General features: G+C 43.7%; 17 protein-coding genes. 9 read left to right on the plus strand and 8 right to left on the minus strand.

The window, feature by feature from the left end; all coding sequences use genetic code 11:
- Window positions 1-4: 4 nt before the first annotated feature.
- The gene (locus I6E86_RS08070) at window positions 5-1330 is read left to right on the plus strand and encodes a siderophore-interacting protein (protein ID WP_197176830.1); all 1326 of its coding nucleotides are present in this window, start codon (window positions 5-7) and stop codon (window positions 1328-1330) included.
- A 185-nt stretch (window positions 1331-1515) separates the two neighbouring features.
- On the opposite strand, the gene I6E86_RS08075 is transcribed toward I6E86_RS08070, so the two are convergent.
- Window positions 1516-2229 carry a DUF6977 family protein gene (locus tag I6E86_RS08075; protein ID WP_197176832.1) on the minus strand — a complete coding sequence of 238 codons (714 nt, stop codon included), beginning with the start codon at window positions 2227-2229 and terminating at the stop codon, window positions 1516-1518.
- 651 nt (window positions 2230-2880) lie between these two features.
- On the opposite strand from I6E86_RS08075, the gene I6E86_RS13765 reads away from it, so the two are divergent.
- Window positions 2881-3057 (plus strand): cell filamentation protein Fic, encoded by a 177-nt coding sequence (locus I6E86_RS13765; RefSeq protein ID WP_197176834.1) that lies wholly within the window; start codon window positions 2881-2883, stop codon window positions 3055-3057.
- 92 nt (window positions 3058-3149) lie between these two features.
- Here the strand turns inward: I6E86_RS13765 and I6E86_RS08085 are convergent, their stop codons facing one another.
- Complete coding sequence (locus I6E86_RS08085; protein WP_197176836.1) at window positions 3150-3521, minus strand: hypothetical protein; 372 nt, start codon at window positions 3519-3521, stop codon at window positions 3150-3152.
- Window positions 3522-3761: 240 nt separating this feature from the next.
- Here I6E86_RS08085 and I6E86_RS08090 point away from each other — a divergent pair, with 240 nt between their 5' ends.
- From I6E86_RS08090 to cueR, 3 genes are all read left to right on the plus strand, one after another.
- Complete coding sequence (locus I6E86_RS08090; protein ID WP_197176837.1) at window positions 3762-4502, plus strand: hypothetical protein; 741 nt, start codon at window positions 3762-3764, stop codon at window positions 4500-4502.
- A 401-nt stretch (window positions 4503-4903) separates the two neighbouring features.
- Window positions 4904-7366 carry a heavy metal translocating P-type ATPase gene (locus tag I6E86_RS08095; protein ID WP_197176838.1) on the plus strand — a complete coding sequence of 821 codons (2463 nt, stop codon included), beginning with the start codon at window positions 4904-4906 and terminating at the stop codon, window positions 7364-7366.
- 127 nt (window positions 7367-7493) lie between these two features.
- Window positions 7494-7886, plus strand: coding sequence for a Cu(I)-responsive transcriptional regulator (gene cueR, locus I6E86_RS08100; protein WP_197176840.1), 393 nt, complete (start codon window positions 7494-7496; stop codon window positions 7884-7886).
- Window positions 7887-7925: 39 nt separating this feature from the next.
- Here the strand turns inward: cueR and I6E86_RS08105 are convergent, their stop codons facing one another.
- The 3 genes from I6E86_RS08105 to I6E86_RS08115 all read right to left on the minus strand — a co-directional run bounded on the left by I6E86_RS08105 (window position 7926) and on the right by I6E86_RS08115 (window position 10326).
- Window positions 7926-8519: a 2-hydroxychromene-2-carboxylate isomerase gene (locus I6E86_RS08105; RefSeq protein ID WP_197176842.1), complete on the minus strand. Its 594-nt coding sequence runs from the start codon at window positions 8517-8519 to the stop codon at window positions 7926-7928.
- Between the two features lie 83 nt (window positions 8520-8602).
- Window positions 8603-9331, minus strand: a complete 729-nt coding sequence (locus I6E86_RS08110) for an SDR family oxidoreductase (protein WP_227680596.1) — start codon at window positions 9329-9331, stop codon at window positions 8603-8605.
- An 83-nt stretch (window positions 9332-9414) separates the two neighbouring features.
- On the minus strand, window positions 9415-10326 hold the full coding sequence (locus I6E86_RS08115; RefSeq protein ID WP_197176846.1) for a LysR family transcriptional regulator: 912 nt from the start codon (window positions 10324-10326) through the stop codon (window positions 9415-9417).
- Window positions 10327-10522: 196 nt separating this feature from the next.
- Here I6E86_RS08115 and I6E86_RS08120 point away from each other — a divergent pair, with 196 nt between their 5' ends.
- The 3 genes from I6E86_RS08120 to I6E86_RS08130 all read left to right on the plus strand — a co-directional run bounded on the left by I6E86_RS08120 (window position 10523) and on the right by I6E86_RS08130 (window position 13740).
- Complete coding sequence (locus tag I6E86_RS08120; protein WP_197176848.1) at window positions 10523-11200, plus strand: glutathione S-transferase family protein; 678 nt, start codon at window positions 10523-10525, stop codon at window positions 11198-11200.
- Between the two features lie 130 nt (window positions 11201-11330).
- Window positions 11331-12458: a zinc-binding dehydrogenase gene (locus I6E86_RS08125; protein ID WP_197176850.1), complete on the plus strand. Its 1128-nt coding sequence runs from the start codon at window positions 11331-11333 to the stop codon at window positions 12456-12458.
- 349 nt (window positions 12459-12807) lie between these two features.
- On the plus strand, window positions 12808-13740 hold the full coding sequence (locus I6E86_RS08130) for a homocysteine S-methyltransferase family protein (RefSeq protein WP_197176852.1): 933 nt from the start codon (window positions 12808-12810) through the stop codon (window positions 13738-13740).
- Between the two features lie 104 nt (window positions 13741-13844).
- On the opposite strand, the gene I6E86_RS08135 is transcribed toward I6E86_RS08130, so the two are convergent.
- From I6E86_RS08135 to I6E86_RS08145, 3 genes are all read right to left on the minus strand, one after another.
- Complete coding sequence (locus I6E86_RS08135; RefSeq protein ID WP_197176853.1) at window positions 13845-14330, minus strand: DUF2798 domain-containing protein; 486 nt, start codon at window positions 14328-14330, stop codon at window positions 13845-13847.
- 34 nt (window positions 14331-14364) lie between these two features.
- On the minus strand, window positions 14365-15159 hold the full coding sequence (locus tag I6E86_RS08140; RefSeq protein ID WP_197176854.1) for a siderophore-interacting protein: 795 nt from the start codon (window positions 15157-15159) through the stop codon (window positions 14365-14367).
- Window positions 15160-15317: 158 nt separating this feature from the next.
- Window positions 15318-15767, minus strand: coding sequence for a MarR family winged helix-turn-helix transcriptional regulator (locus I6E86_RS08145; RefSeq protein ID WP_197176856.1), 450 nt, complete (start codon window positions 15765-15767; stop codon window positions 15318-15320).
- A gap of 714 nt (window positions 15768-16481) precedes the next feature.
- Between I6E86_RS08145 and I6E86_RS08150 the strand changes: the two genes are divergently transcribed.
- Window positions 16482-17747 (plus strand): tyrosine-type recombinase/integrase, encoded by a 1266-nt coding sequence (locus I6E86_RS08150; RefSeq protein WP_197176863.1) that lies wholly within the window; start codon window positions 16482-16484, stop codon window positions 17745-17747.
- The last annotated feature ends 15 nt before the right edge of the window (window positions 17748-17762 follow it).

A 17762-nucleotide genomic window follows, 5' to 3' on the forward strand; every position in this document is an offset into this window, starting at 1 on the left:
TAAAATGGCCAATATCCTCTTACCTACTGAAAACCTCCTTTATAAGCAAAACAATTCATATACTCTATTGGATGCCCCTGAAATAGACGACATCATTGCTCATATCAATGAAGAGCATCTTGATGAGCTGCTTGGGTTTTTGAGTGCATTTACCTCTATATCTACAGCCGAATTAAATCACGTAGATGCAAAAATTACAGCGATCTACGCTGAAGGTATCGCATTACAAACATACCCAAAACACCTAGAGCGACTGCTAGCCTCTCAAGATAATAACCTACGTGACCAAGCTTTCTTTATTACTTTTGCCGCACCCATTACCCATCCTGATGACTTACAAACCCAATATATTTTGCTCAAACAAAGAGCAGACAAAAAGCTGGGCAAAAAAACCATCAAACTGACCAAACAAGTCTTTGAGGTGCAAAACAGTTATAACGTCAGCAAAAATATGCTGCGCCTTGAGTTGAGCATACCGTCATTAAATAATGCTCAACTAAATGATGACGTTCAATTGAGAAATACTAAGGGCGCACTAAGCTCGACATCAGTACCTATCAACGAAGCAGGTTACGCATACTTATTTGATTTAGAGCACAATGCGACAACGAAGGCATTGATGACTGACAGCATTGATGACAATAAAGCTGATGGCAATGCGGTTAATGACAGTGAAAAAAATAACGTACGCCCTACTCGTCCTCACTGTTATTACACGCTAAGAAAAGCATGGCATACCGATGATGGTATACGAGCATGGGTAGATGTTTTTTTACATGGGGATACGCCGGGCGGCAACTGGGCTCAGTCGCTACAAGCAGGCGATACCATAGTGACCAAACGGGAGTTTCCTGAAAAGGTTGAGCACTTAAGAGACGGTCAAGCGGTACTGATTGTCGATGAGACCTCAATGCCAACAGCTGCACGCCTGCTGGAGCTATGGAATAATCCTAAGCCACCACTAATCATTTGTATCACGCAGGACATAGCTGATCAGAGCTATTTTGATGAGGTTAAAATACACAGTCGCGTTAGTAGTAGCGACCGTCTTGAAGGTGCTGATAGTACTAAAGGTATGAGAAACCGTGTTCATGATGCCGTGACCGTACTACACATAACTGCAAACCAAACAACCTTAGGGCAAGACTTGGCCACAGTGATTGATGACAAACTGAGTGATTATGTGAGCCGGCATGCTATACAGATTGATAAGGTGTGGGGTGCATTAGAGGCTAGTACTGTCAAGGCCGTTCGAGATAAGCTAAGAGCGCGGTTTTATTTGAGCCGAGCAGATGTGATCGTGAAAGCGTACTGGCGGCATACAGCCTAGTTTTATCAGATTGATTTTCTACAGCGTTTGAGATGGGTATCTTGATCAGCAATAAAGACACCCATCAGTTGACCGATAGCGTATTTATCGGTCAACTGTCCATGGCATTAACGCACAAATTTGAGCCTATAATTTTTAGCGTGTGAATAAAAGGTCTCATGCTAAATTGAGCGGTGGGCTGAGCATTAAACCCAACCTTCTTCCAATAGATGCTCAGTATTACTGATTTTAAAACCATTACATAAGTCATAAAACGTCATTGGATCTTCAATATTTTCGAGCAATTCTCGTTTATGTAGCGCCACAAATAATGCTAGTGCATACGCCGCACTATGGATGGACTTTTTAGGATTAAAAGTGATATCAGTGAACCCTTGATATTGAATGACCTCCTCATGTAGCTGAGGGTTTTGCTTTAGAGCATTCACGTACAGCCAGTCATAAAACGTCGTTAACGGCTCTACGCCCCACTCCATACCAAAATAATTATAGCCAATGAGTTCGCCTGAGGTCGTGAGTCGCTCATCTTTTCGGGCTTGTCTTGGCGCTACTGTCAGCAAATCAAGATAAGGACCACCATCTTCAAAGATCATGCTGGCTTGAAAGGCATTTTCGACACTGTATGGATTGCCATCATGCTCATCCGTAATCTGTAAGCTGAACGGGCTTAGCGGAAAACTTAGCTTATTGCCAGACTTACTAGAGAGCTCGAGTACTTGCTTAAATCCATACTTTTTGCGAATGACTTGTTGTAGGTCATTGATGGACTTTTTCTTTTGTCTGCTCGCAAATCCCACATGCCGCTCAAACATAACCATATCCGTTTTTACCAAATTGTCACTGTTGACTTTGGGCATGAATACGGGTCTTTGTTCTATCGTATTTGGTACTTCTTCCATAGTGATGTGCCTTAATATCAATGGTCTTGTATAAAGTATTCTTTCATCATTAGTCTAGCAAAAATGCTTATGACAGTTAATTCTGTCACTGCTATCAACGTTCTTTATTATTGGGGTTTTACTTTCTAGTAATAAAATATCGCTGCTCAATTTGAAATGCGCTGAACCGAGTCAACGCTCGCGGAGGCAGTTTATCTTATTCTTAGTCATTTATCCTACCCTATTTTAAGGTTATTGATGACCTTACTGAGTTTTTTGCATCAATGCCTTGCATGGTATAAACATAAGCAGCGCATTTGACCTATATTCGTCTTGCTTTATCCTGATCGTAGTCAAATTGATGGCTGTTCTTTATCACTGAACCGAAACGTACATACGCTATTATTTCCATGAACATGCGCCTATACACGTATAATGCGTAGAATAATGGCGATAATCTCCGCATAATATGCATTGAATAACCGTGATAATCTCCGCATTCTTTAAGAAGAATTATGCAATATGTGACCTAAGTATGTCGTCTCAAATACTAGAGCGCACACAAAAGAGCAAACACTGCTATCTGCCCAGACAACAACCAATAAGATTATCAGCAAAGCAAAATTTTGGCAGCCGCACCGTCAACAAGCCCTAAACTCAAGGCAGGTCACTATGCTCAATACCTTACTAACGAATTTTTATGGCGAACTGACCACCAAAAAATGGGCAACGATAACCAAGTGTTCAGTTGATACTGCGTTAAGAGACATTAATGATTTGGTAGAAAAAGGCATGTTAAAAAAACCTGATGCCTCAGGACGTAGTACGAGTTATGAACTCATGCTGTGAATTTAGGATTTTAATAAACAGTTTTCTAAGGACGCTTCACAATTTGAGAAACGTTCAATTAGGGATTGTTTAGAGTATTAGGGTTTGCGCCATCACTCAAGAAGGCGACAATCTTCATTCAATGGTGGCCAAGTGAATTCTTCATTATCACAATTCATTAAGATGACATCGTTAGTGATCCCATCTATTGTGCCATTTAAATTCTGTAGGCGTATTCTCAAGGAAGTCAGACTACAGTGAGCATTTTGGTAGCTCTCTGCCTCTAGGCTAGTTAATGTTTGCTCTACATACTTATTGATGCCATCAATCATCTCATTGGCATCTTCTTGCCATTCAAAACTGTAATCTGCATCAAGAGAATCTAGATCATCAATTTTTTTTAGATTAATTAAGGCATCCATGAGTTTGCGTAGATTATTAAAGTCTAGGCTCGATATTGTTGTTTGCTTTTTAATGTTTTGCATCGAGAAAACTCCTACGTCTATTAGAATTTTTTAAGTGGTTCCATTATACCAGTCTGTTTTAAGTAGTCTGTTAATAGGTTTTTGGGGTGAAATAGGTGGTTCCCTTGGGGTATACCTTAATAAAAATAAACCTAGGCTTTTCTAAAATGATAATCTCTCAAGTTAATATTTACGAATTTGACAGCAAAGGTTAATATTCATTTATTGAGGTAGTCAGTGTTTATTAAAGAATTTAGCCAAATGATAACCATCGTATTATCCCTACCTATTATTAATTCTTGTGGTGAAGAGCTTCGCCCGAATCATATTGGCGATCTGGGCGGTGTTCCTGTTGATATGCCTAAAAACCTTGTGCATTTTGTTGCATATGACGGCGACCCTACGTTTGGTAACAAACGTGAGCATCCAAAACCCATGCGCACTTATGACTCAAAAATCAACAGTTTCGGTTTTGATCTGCGTTATACCGACAATACTATGCTAGATACGACTAATAAAGCCCTTAAGAGCGCTTATCGTAGAGACAATAAAAGAAACTTAGGAGATAATCCTTGGGTGTCGGTCAGCGTCAACTCAGGCGACAGAGTGACTGTTTCTAACCCAACTCACCGTATTGGCTATGGAACAATTAATGCAAGTGACGTACACCCTGTTTTTCAGTATCAACCGCTTAACGATGATCAATTTGGATTGGAGGTTTATACACAGACAGGTATCGACCCGAAGACCAATAAACCATGGCGTGAAGATAGTTCTGCAAAGGATGTGTTTATTCAGCGAGATAAAACAGGTCAGATCATAACTCATATAGAGTGTTCTAATAGAGATGTACCAAGACCGCCTTGCACTCACTTTTTTGATTTAGGGCCACAGAGGAATCTGTCTATCAGGGCGCATTATTCTCGCTACAATCTTGCTGATTGGCAAAAAATTGAAAACCTAGTCAGGCAACAACTTTTAATCTTTCAAAAAACGTCATAAGTGTTGTTATCAAAATGAACTTAAGAGATTTTATGCTCTAGCAGTTCAATGCCTGTATAGCGCACCGATCACGAATAGAATATGCATGGTAAGTACACCATGAAGTACACTGCTGTTAATTCAACAACTCGAACCATTGCTACCACTAGCCTACAGCCAAATTTTCAAGTCCTCACTAGGTTGGCGCCCTTGTTTCCATGAGATAAGTTATCGGCAATACCCTCCTTTGTTATCTACCACTCCTCTCATTTTAACCTTCCGCACCTTTACCTCGTCAACGCAATTAGGCTCAAGTATGCTTTTTTGAAAGTATTATAGAAATACGCTTGACCTTACCATGATGTCAACCTATATGCTGTCACTATAGATTAAAAACAGAATTAAAAACGACAGAGGTTGTTATGAAAACAAAAAATACTAAAGCCCCTATTTATCAAGAAATACTTAGCATTGAAGGCATGAGTTGCGCGTCTTGTGTCGGGCGTATCGAAAAACAATTAAAGAATATTGAACACGTTGAAAACGCCGAGGTAAATCTTGCCACTGAACAGGCGACTGTTTATTCATCTCAGCCTGTAGATGTTGCCCAGTTAAACAAAGCGGTAGAGCGCGCAGGCTATAAGGTGACTGAAACCAAGCCCATCGAGCTATCCATAGAAGGCATGAGCTGTGCCTCTTGCGTTGGGCGAGTAGAAAAATCCTTGGCCAAAGTCGCTGGCGTGCAACACGCCACGGTAAACCTTGCGACTGAACGCGCTTGGATTAAAGGCGATGCTCAAATACAAACGAGCGACTTAATTGAGGCGGTTAAAAAAGCGGGCTACGAGGCCAAACTGGTAGAACAAGACCAAAGTGACCGACAAGATAAGAAAGCATCAGAGCAAAATCAGCTTAAACGAGATTTGGGGCTTTCTGCGCTGTTGTCACTGCCCGTATTCATTCTAGCAATGGGCTCGCATATGATTCCCACCTTTCATATGTGGGTAGTGAATAACCTCGGCACTCAGCAAAGTTGGTTGATACAGTTTGTTTTGACCACATTGGTACTACTCTTTCCAGGCCGCCGCTTTTATCAGAAAGGCGTGCCAGCCTTATTGCGTTTTGCGCCAGATATGAATTCGCTAGTGGCGATTGGTACTATCGCGGCGTATGGCTTTTCGCTGATAGCAACCTTTATCCCGCAAGCGCTACCTGAAGGCACGGTGCACGTCTATTACGAAGCCGCTGCCATGATTGTGAGCTTGATATTATTAGGTCGTTATTTTGAAGCAAAGGCTAAAGGTCGTACTTCTGAGGCTATTCAGCATTTGGTGGGCATGCAGGCAAAAACGGCCCGTGTTCACCAAGATGGTAAAGTCATTGAAGTCCCTGTAGAAAACGTCACCGCACAAATGATGGTTGAGATTCGTCCAGGCGAACGTGTGCCTATTGATGGCGAGGTGGTTGACGGTCACAGTTATATTGATGAATCAATGATCACCGGTGAACCTGTCCCTGTGAAAAAACAAGCCGGCGATCAAGTGGTCGGCGGTACTATCAATCAAAACGGCACCGTGAATATTCGGGCAACGGCCATTGGTGAAGATTCTGTATTAGCGCAAATCATTCGTATGGTAGAACAAGCCCAAGGCTCTAAATTACCGATTCAAGCATTGGTGGATAAAGTCACCCTGTGGTTTGTACCAGCGGTGATGTTTTTATCAGCATTGACCTTTATAGTTTGGTTGATTTTTGGCCCTGACCCTGCCTTGACCTTCGGCTTAATCAATGCGGTCGCCGTGCTCATTGTAGCCTGCCCTTGTGCAATGGGATTGGCCACCCCGACTTCTATTATGGTTGGTACGGGTCGTAGTGCAGAATTGGGTGTGCTATTTCGTAAGGGTGAAGCGCTACAAATGCTTCAGGATGTGAGCGTGGTTGCCGTTGATAAAACAGGCACATTGACTGAAGGCAAACCTACGTTAACGGATTTTCAAGTCCAACAAGGATTTGAGAAAGAACAAGTCTTACGTGTGGTGGCATCGGTTGAAGCAAAATCTGAGCATCCCATTGCCTTAGCCATTGTACAAGCCGCAGAACAACAGAATATTCAACTGCTGCCTATCACTGACTTTGAGGCGATGACAGGTTTGGGTATTCAAGCAAACGTGGCAGGCCAAGTGATTCATATTGGCGCGGATCGTTATATGCAACAATTGGGGCTTGATGTTACGCCTTTTGAACAAGATACGCTACGTTTGGGGCAAGAAGGTAAAACCCCACTCTACGTATCGATTGACCAGCAGTTGGCTGCTATCATTGCCGTTGCCGACCCTATTAAAGAGACGACTCATGCTGCCATTGCCGCACTACATCAGTTAGGCTTAAAAGTGGCCATGATTACAGGCGATAATCGCCATACCGCCCAAGCGATTGCTGCAAAATTAAATATCGATCAGGTAGTGGCAGAAGTATTACCCGAAGGCAAAGTGGATGCAATACGCCAGTTGCAAGAACAATATGGCCGAGTGGCATTTGTTGGTGACGGTATCAATGATGCCCCTGCATTGGCTCAATCCGATGTTGGATTGGCCATTGGTACAGGCACAGACGTTGCGATTGAGGCGGCTGAAGTGGTGCTAATGTCAGGTAGTCTGCAAGGTGTACCTACTGCGATTGCCTTGAGTAAAGCAACTATCAGTAATATCAGACAAAATCTGGCTTGGGCATTTATTTATAATGTTGCTTTGATTCCGATTGCCGCAGGTGTGCTATATCCCGCCTTTGGTATTTTACTCTCACCCATTTTTGCGGCAGCGGCAATGGCGCTATCCTCTGTTTTCGTATTGGGTAATGCGTTACGCCTCAAGTACTTTAAAGTATAGTCAGTGAACTACTAAACCGCTACAGAGTGAATGTAGAATCGTAAAGGATATCCATATAGGGTTTAAATACACAGGTTATTTAAACCCTTTTGTTATTTAAGTCCCTTTTTAAGTTAGGAGGATAAATATGAATATTGGTCAAGCATCAAAGCAATCAGGTATCTCTACCAAAATGATTCGCTACTATGAGCAGATTGGCTTGCTAGAAACAGTCAATCGCTCGAACTCAGGTTATCGCTTGTATTCTAAAGACGATATCGACGACTTATGCTTTTTGAGACATTCTCGTGACTTGGGGTTCTCATCCAAGCAAATGAAAGAGTTACTATATCTGCGCAAAAATGCCAACCGTCAGAGTGCAGATGTTAAGCAACTGACACAAGAGCATATCGAAACGCTAAACCAAAAAATTGCCCAATTGCAAGAGATGGTCAATTCGCTACAGAACTCTTTTGATCATTGCGCAGGCGATGATAATGCAGATTGCGCTATTCTGGATGATCTAGGACAGGGTCAATAGAAACTACCTTCGCCATATAGAGCATGCCAGCATAGTTCCTTACTGCCAATCGCCTAAAGCAGCATCAACAAAGTCTAAGCGGTCTTGCCCAAAAAACATCTCATCATTTACAAAGAAACTCGGTGCGCCAAATACCCCTCGTGTGACCGCCTCTTCAGTGATGGCTTTCAAGCGCTCTTTCACCTCAGACTGGCCAATACGATTCATAAAATCAGTGGCATCAATCCCTGCTTTGGACAGAACGTCAGCGATGACTTCTGGTGATTCCATATTCAGTTTTTCCGCCCATATACCATTAAACACGGCTGTTATATACGCTTGAAACTCAGGTTGTTCGAGATAAGCGGTAGCGCCGCGCATCAGTTGCATCGTATTCAACGGGAAAAACGGATTAAAGCGAAACGGCACGTTATACATTTTGGCAAAACGTTTCAGGTCGCGCAGCATATAGGCACCTTTGGCAAGCACTGCTGCGGGCGAGGTATTACCAACCGCTTGAAAAACAGCCCCAAGCAACATAGGTCGCCAGATAATTTTGGCGTCATGACGCTGTGCTATCGCGTCTAATTGTGTCCATGCCAAATAGCTGGCTGGACTGCCTACATCAAAGAAAAACTCGACTGTTTTTGTCATAGTAATGCCATCCTTGCAAAATATATTGGGTGATTGTGAGTTAGAGGATAAAGGGTTTAACGTTAATGGCTATTAGATGGCCGTTAGAAAGTCTCTAACCATGGGCGCAAATCAAGCTCATGCGTCCAGCTGTCTCTTGGCTGACAATGCAGTTGCCAGTACTGCTCTGCGATATGCTCCGGATTTAATATACCGTCTTGATCTTTTAGGGCATAGCGCTCAGGGAAATTATCACGAATAAAGGCAGTATCAATGCCGCCATCAATAATAGGATGCGCCACATGTATGCCTTGTGGGCCAAGCTCTCGAGCCATGCTTTGTGCCAGCGCCCGTAGTGCAAACTTAGCACTAGCAAATGCAGAGAAGCCTTTGCCACCGCGCAGTGATGCCGTTGCACCCGTAAAGATAATGGTGCCTTTTGCACGGGGAGTCATAACCTTTGCCGCTTCCTTGCCTGTCAAAAATCCCGCCAATGCTGCCATCTCCCACACTTTTCGATACACTCGCTCTGTGGTGTCTACGATAGAGAAATGAACATTTGCGCCGATGTTGAACACCACCACCTCAATCGGCCCGATGTCTTGTTCGATATGTGCAAACAGCTCAATCATCTCTTGCTCGACACGCGCATCACAGCCAAAGGGCTTTGCTATCCCGCCAGCGGCCTCAATATCACTGACCAAAGTGCTCAATTTGTCGACATGCCTTCTGGTCACGCACAAGGTAAATCCTTCTTTTGCGAATCGTTTGGCAACAGCGCTGCCAGTGGCATCACCTGCGCCAATGACAACTGCAACGGGTGCTCTATTCATCTCTATTTCCCTATGATTTTTTGTTTTAGCCTGTCCATGCATTTATCATGCTTTTATATCGTGACGTTCATACTGACTGATGCTCAATGCTCGTCAATGACTTTTATCTTATCTACCAAAAAATCCACCGCCGCTTTGACCTTCGGCACTAGGTAGCGCTGTTTTTGATATAACAAATACACCGCCATCTCCGCATGCTGAGTAATGGCCAGCTTGTGCTCAAAGGTTAGCTCTTGTAGCGCACCTGACTCAAGATATGAGGCCAGTGCCCACCGAGTCGACATTAGGATACCCTCACCATTGCAGGCTTTTCTTGCCAGCCACGGTCCGCTGTTTGAGATTGCGACGATAGGCCCTGAGACATCATGCCACTGATCATTCATAAAACACAACCAAGGCGTTGCCCCTGAGGGTGTTTTAAAATAAAGACCGTTATGCTCTTTGAGCTCCATCACATGACTTGGTGTGCCATTTTTTGCCAGATATGCGGGTGCAGCGACGGGGATGAAGCCATTGTCCATGAGCCTGATGGCAATCACCCTCTCATTGGGCGCGTAGCCACCACGAATGGCAATATCAACATCATCACGGCCGAGCGTCGACAGCTCATCGCTTAAGCTGACGTCCAATATAATCTGAGGGTATAGCGCACTGAACTCATCTAACAACGGTAGCAGTATTTTTTCACCAAATCCCACCATCGAGCTAATGCGTAGCCGTCCCATAGGTGTCGTCTGGTAGCTTCTCACCGTCTCTTTGCTTTGCTCTAACTGGTTCAATATGTGCTGCATATCGTTGTAGTATACTTGCCCGACTTCGGTCAGCTTAACCAGACGCGTCGAGCGCTTTAATAATGTTGCGCCGAGGCTTTTTTCTAAATCAGACACTCGCCTCGATAGTGAGGATGGCGGTACATCGAACGCCTTTGCCGCTTGGGTGAAACTGCCGGTTTCGACGACTTTGCTGAAATAGCGTATTGCCCGTAATTGATCCAATTAATCTCTCCATCTTATCGCTAGTTGACTATTGGTTGATCATTGATTAATCACTGATTTTAAGTATTTTGGTCTTATTGTTGCTTAAAAAGCAATAGTGATTCACGTTTTCCCTTATATATAACCACATTAAAACCAGTAATAATGTGTTTAAATTAAAAACTACAACTTTTACTCTAATAATGGAAATGGACTTATGATTACTTTGCATGGTTTTGCCGCAAGCAACTATTACAATATCGTGAAACACGCCCTTTTATACAAAGAACTGCCATTCCAAGAAGATCTGCTATACGCTGGTAGTGATGATCTACTTACCGTTAGCCCAGTGGGCAAAGTACCTGCTATCACGATGCCTGATGGCTTTAATCTGTCAGAGTCGAGCGTGATCTGTGATTTTTTAGAAGAGACTTACCCTGAAAAACCGCTTTATCCTAAAGATGCTGCAGAACGTGCCACCGTACGCCAAATCATGAAAATCGCAGAGCTGTATTTTGAGCTACCATGCCGCCGATTGATTCCGTATGTGTTTTCTGGTACTCAAGCACCTAACGCAATCAAAGATGAAGTACGTCAAGTATTGGGCCGCGGTATTATTGCCATGAATCGCCTATGTAAATTCTCGCCTTGGATTGCAGGTGAGCAATTCACCATGGCTGACATCTATGTGCATCACGTCAACACCATTGTCAACGCTTTTGGATCTACTCAGCTTGAGTGGGATGTACTGGCAGAAGTGGAAGGCATGAAAGAATGGAACAAAGCCATGAGTAAAACCGACATCGCACAAAGCGTTCAGGCAGATAGCCAAGCGAACATGCCTGAATTCATGCAGCATGTGACAGCCCAAATTAAAGCCGCAAACGCTGGCTAGTTCGATGCTAACTGGTTCGAGATTAAAAAGTATTTAACTACAGAACGACCTTTATTCAATAATTAAAAAGAGAGCCAATACAATACCGTCATTGGTTCAATAACTATAACGATTTGCAGGAGCAAACTTTATGACAGATAAAAACTTACAACTTATTTCAACGGTTAGTGATGACAACAAACTGACCCTCAGCTTGCAAGACATTGATATGCCAACGCCGGGCGCAGATGAAATCGTCGTTCGTATCGAAGCAGCCCCATTGAACCCTTCTGATTTTGGGGTTATGTTCAGCGCGGCTGACATGTCGACTGCAGTACAGTCAGGCACCGAGCAAAGCCCAGTCGTTACTGCTGACGTGCCAGCCAAGTATATGCCATCACTCAAAACTCGCGTTGGTAAAGACACACCAGTAGGTAATGAAGGCGCTGGTACTGTGATTGCCGCAGGCTCATCGCCTGAAGCGCAAGCATTGATGGGCAAGATGGTTGCCGTCATTGGTGGCGGTACTTATCGTCAGTACCACTGTGTCAATGTAAAAAGCTGCTTGGTACTAAAAGAAGGCACGACGGCTAAAGAAGGGGCTTCTTCTTTTGTGAATCCACTTACCGCATTAGCGATGGTCGAAACCATGCGTGCGGAAGGCCACAAAGCCATCATTCATGCAGCGGCAGCATCTAGCCTTGGCCAAATGCTTAACCGCATCTGTATGGCCGATGGTGTTGATTTGATCAATATCGTGCGTAAAGAAGAGCAAGAAAAACTACTACGTGATATGGGCGCAAAATATGTGGTCAACTCAAGCAGTGACACGTTCCTCAAGGACTTGACGGCAGCGATTGTCGAAACAGGCGCCACTATCTCATTCGATCCTATCGGCGGCGGTCAATTAACCAGCGATATTTTGAACTGCATGGAAGCAGCCATCACCCGTGATGTAGAAGAATACAGCGTATATGGCTCAAACACCTTCAAGCAAGCCTATGTCTATGGTGCATTAAACCGTGGTCCTATCACGCTAAATCGTAACTTTGGTTTTTCTTGGGGTGTGAATGGTTTCTTGTTATTCAATGCGCTAGGCAAACTGGGTACCAAAACAGTCATGTCAATGCGTCAAAGAGTTGCAGAAGAGATCACTACTACCTTCGCAAGCAGCTATACGCATGAAGTAACACTAGAAGAAGCCTTACAGTTAAAGTCAATCGCCAAATATGGCAAGCAAGCCACTGGTGAGAAGTACTTGATCACGCCTCAAGGCTAGTCATTGCTTGAATGAATAATTCTGAAATATAGAAAAGCAGATATCGATGATATCTGCTTTTTTGTGTTTGATAATAATGACATATATAGAATGATGATATAAGAAGATTAAGTACCCAGTTTTGAGGCTTAAGTTTTAAGGCTCAAATTTACGAATTTACCAAACTCTTGGTTGCATCTATCTGCCATTGCGCCTAATATCTTGCCCCATAATATCATTCTATTTTTTAAAACATAGTCGATTTATCAGCTGTCAGTTGAAAGACACTCTATTTGACATACGTCTTTCATATCGGATCGATTATCGAGCCTTAGTAGGCTCAGCTACTCACAATAAAGAGGGACTTATTATGCCAATTAAAACAACCACAATTATTGATGGTGGCATGGGACGAGAACTTGCCAAGCGCGGTGCACCGTTTCGCCAACCTGAATGGTCGGCGCTCGCGATGATAGAAGCACCCGAAATCGTCCGTGACGTACACCGCGTTTATATCCAAAGCGGCGCAGATGTCATTACCACCAACAGTTATGCCCTAGTTCCCTTTCATATTGGCGTAGAACGCTTTGCTGATCAAGCTCAAGCGTTGGCTGCCTCAGCAGGAGAAATGGCACGTGCAGCAGTCACGCTGGAAGGTACGGCGACTAAAGTAGCAGGCTCTATCCCGCCACTATTTGGCTCATATCGCGCAGATTTGTTTGATGCTGAACACTTAGAAGATATTGGCACCCCGCTTATAAAAGGTTTGAGTCCGCACGTGGATTTTTGGTTGGCTGAAACCCAAAGCCTAATCGCAGAGTCTGTGGCAGTTCGTGAGCTACTGAGCACACTAGATATGGACGATAAGCCACTGTGGGTTGCTTTTACTTTAGAAGATAATATGGATATCGACGTACCTCGTCTGCGTTCAGGGGAGACGGTGCAAGAAGCGGTGGCAACAATGGCCGACCTCAATATCGAGGCGATACTGTTTAACTGTTGCCAGCCTGAAGTGATCAATCAGGCGCTAGAGGTTGCCCAAAACGTGTTGCAAGAAAAAGACGCGGCGCATATCAAGCTAGGGGCATATGCAAATGCCTTTCCGCCACAACCAAAAGATGCCGCTGCAAATGATACGCTCAATGAAGTGCGTGACGACCTCACCCCGCCCGCTTATCTTACTTGGGCGCAAAAATGGCAAGCGCAAGGTGCATCATTGATTGGCGGATGCTGCGGTATTGGCCCTGAGCATATTCAGGCGTTGAGCCAGCACTTCGCAGGAGATGCGACAACACAGAAATAACAGGCTAAAAACGGACAAAAAACAAATAAAAAGTCCAAAAAACATCGTTTTTTGGACTTTTTAGTGTCTAATTTTTTAGCATGGCTGTTTTGCAATGCTCGTTTTTAACTCTTTAAAAAGGCCTCAATCTTGGGTTTGATGGTCAGAGAAATAATGATCATCAATGTCACGCCAACTGGCAGCGCCGCCAAAAATCCTACTAGCCAGCCATGCAAAAAGGCGGCTGTGTCCGAAAAACCAATGGTATTGGTCGCGGTGCTAAACGCCAACATTGATTCCATAGCGCAAGCCATCAGTACGCCAACGATGAGATTACGCTTATGTGCTTTCATATCAGGTAGCAGCCGGTTAACACCTTTGGTTATCAACCCAATGAGTAGAATACCAATGGGCATCACCGCAAAAGCGGATAGCAGGGCTTTAGACCAATCGACAAAAAAGCTACTGGTATACCCCACATTCATATAAGTCATGATGCCGGTCAACAACCCGCCCATGACCGTCATTATGGCGAGTACTAACAACACTTTATGCAGTAGCGGTGTTTTTTTGCCATTCGTATTAAGCAACAAACTGTTTTGCAAAGCCATTATTACCTTCCTATCGTAACCAATATCGTCTGAATCACTCTGCGTCTTTTTCTTCGCGGCGAGCATTTGCGGACTGATCTTCAGCCACACCTGCTTTCCAATAAGAAAAAGCATACAGCTCGTCTTTCGACCACTGCTGCTCACCTTTTAAATACTGACGAATGGCTTTGACTGATTCGAACTCACTCGCCCCATAAGCAAAGCGGCTTTGCGCGGCATCTGGTAGCGTGAGCGCTTTTACGGCATTAATCAATTGACCGCCTTGCATAGGATCCGCGTTGTGTATCCATGTCATTTTTATATTGGCAGCCGTTGGCAGATCTTGTTCGTCCTCTAGCCCATGCACTTCGATGATGCAGTGGCCGCTAGTGCTAGCAGGCAGGCTCTCTAGTATCGCGCCAAGCACTGGTATGGCAGTGGCATCACCCGCCAATAATATATGATCTGTGGTAGGACAAAGCGCCTTGTTTTTTGGCTTCATCATCACACCCAGCTCATCACCCACTTGAGCATGGGTGGCCCAGCCTGAGGCAGGCGCTGCATCACCATGAGCAACAAAGTCAATCCAGATCTGTTGTTTCTCAACATCTACGCCGCGATGGGTATAAGTACGTATCACAAAGCTAGACTTATCATTGAGGTCAAGGGCTTGGGTTTTATCGATAGGAATGGCAACTTTGTTGTTTGCCCCTATAGTCATGGTGGCAATATTGGCAATCGTATCAGGCTGCGCGGTCAGATAAATGCGAATATAGTGCGGCGTCAGCATTTGCTTATCAGCCACGGTCATGACTTCTCGTACAGGTGTTTGGCTAATCGTATTATTCATAATATTTTTCCATTTTTGCAGCTATTAACTGTTATTAGGGTTGTTTAGACTTGAGTATCGTTAATAGCAATTTTCAATTATTACTACTGACATTTATTACTACTGACATTTATTACTACTGAAATTGTGGTAAGTGAGGGTCAATTCATAATGACTACTTACTCACCAACACTATTGCTTGCGCTGTTTTTGACATTGTCGATCATCGTGCGACTGACTTGAAAAAACAGTGACAGCTCAACGATGGTGAGATTTTTTGTCAGTTGCCCACGCGCCCAATCTTCTGCTGCATTAAGCTTTTCCATCACTGCCTCGCCTTTAGCGGTTGGTTGTAACAGCTGGCTACGACCATCTAGCGGATTGGCTTTTTTGACAATTAAGTCAGCGGCTAACAAATCATTCAATGCACGTGTGATTTGTGCCTTATCTCGCTCAATACGCTCCGCAATGGATTTGGCGGTGCTCTCAGAATTGTAATAAACGCTTTTTAGGGTTCTGATATGTGTCACTGACAATTCCAGCTCTTGACGCTTAATACCTTCAAGCAATAGATTGGTATAAGTGTGCATCAGTTGATGCAATGTTTCGCTCAATGAGTTCTTAGACATCCGACCCTCTACATATAGTTGATATAAGCAACTATATAGAATATGGTTGATATTGTCAACCATATTCTATATTTCAAGTTTCCGTTATGTAGATTCAGTCATGCAGCTTCTGTTTCTGTTTCCAAGTAATAAGCACCAAGTCGCAATCGGCAATAATCCCATTCACTTTCATGAGCACTACCGATTGATGATAAAAACTGGTTTTTAAATTTGCACAGAGTAGTACTATGACCCTACTTTTATTATTCTGTGCGCGTACACGAGCAAAATATATGTAAAAAAATCCTTAAAAGTCTTAATATATAAGGCGTTAGGATGGTTTTTTAGAAATATTTATGTCTATAAAGTTTAGCGATAATCACATATAAGCCAATAAATGCACGGCTCACTCCGAGTCTGTGCCCTATTTGCTCATTATTTTGCCAATTATGATACAATCATCCCCAAGGGTAGCTTGGGGATGATTAATAGATAAGTACCTGATAATAAAAATATTATATTAAATAATTAAAAAACAGGTGTCCTTATTGGTGTCCATTAGGAAATAATAAGTGGATATAGAGATAAGCAGATGCTATACGTTGATTTACTAATGCTAATCCCATACTGCGCAAGGCATTCAGTTATTTACTGCCACATTTAATATATACCGTCATGCGTTTATTTAACGACAAATGGTCTTAAACTGATTGTATAACCATCATGGAATAATGAATGCCAATCCACAGTCTTAGCGATATCAATAGCCTTGTTACTAAGCAAAAGCAATATTCAGTCACTGTGCCGGGTATTGCTGGTCTGAGTGTGCGGGTTTCTCCCAATGGCAAAAAGACATATTATCTGCGCTATAGCCATCCACATCTGACGGGCAAACGCCCCAAAATGATGCTGGGTAATGTGGACGACATCAGTCTATATGAGGTCAAATACCAAGCAGAGTCGATACTCGAGCTGGTCGCAAAAGGTGTTGACCCCAAAGCTCGCCACCAACAGGAAAAAACCAATAAATACGCCCATTTAAAAAACGCCCCTTTTGCTGAAGTGGTTCAGGCATGGCGCGCTAATAAGATAACAGGGCGTGATAAAGGTAAAGCCAACAGAGCGGCATTTAGTGAATCAACGCTCAAGTTTTGGGATTTGTGTTTGGGCTATATGTGTCAAGAGATTGGTGACCTACGAATGAATGACATCACCAGTGAAATCATATTGACCGTGTGCGAGTCGATTCAAAACAACAAGAACCAAGCGACCTTCGTTGGTGCGAGCACTCGTTTATATACGGAAAAAGTATTTTCATTCGCGGTCGCACGCGGACTGTGTGACAGAAATGTGGCTATCGATACTCGCGGCGAGCTGGCCCCTGCCAACTCAGGTAAGCACTTGCCCGCCATCACTAAGCCTGAAAAATTTGCGACGCTTCTAAAAGATATGTCTGATTTTAGAGGTGCCAGTAGCACGACGCTCGCGGCAATGAATTTATTGCCTTATGTGTTTGTGCGTAGTATCGATTTGCGTTCGATGCGCTGGGATGACATCGATTGGGATAACCATGTATGGTCATTCTCGCCTACCAAAGGCGAAGGACGTGAAGACATGGTGTCGCACTTAGTTGTGCCGCTAGCGACGCAAGTCATTGCGCGTTTGCGAGACATGCAGGCAATCACAGGACATCAGAAGTACGTATTTTCATCGATGCGTGCTTCGAGCAATGCATACATCAGCAAAGCTGCGCTCGTACAAGTGTTTCATCGATTGGGATACAAAGATGTACAGTGTGCCCACGGATTTCGCGCTTCTGCCAAGACCTTGCTCATGGAGCAACCGGAGCTGCGCTATTCAGATATCGTGACAGAATTGCAGCTGGGTCACCGTATCAAAGACACCCACGGCGGGGCTTATAACCGCCTCGATGAGATCGAGACCAGAGTACAGATGATGCAAGACTGGGCAGACTATATAGATAATCTTCGGAGTCGTTAGAGAGTTATTTTAGAA

The sequence above is a fragment of the Psychrobacter sp. SWN149 genome (genome assembly GCF_015864565.1).
In the GTDB taxonomy this organism is placed as follows: Bacteria; Pseudomonadota; Gammaproteobacteria; order Pseudomonadales; family Moraxellaceae; genus Psychrobacter.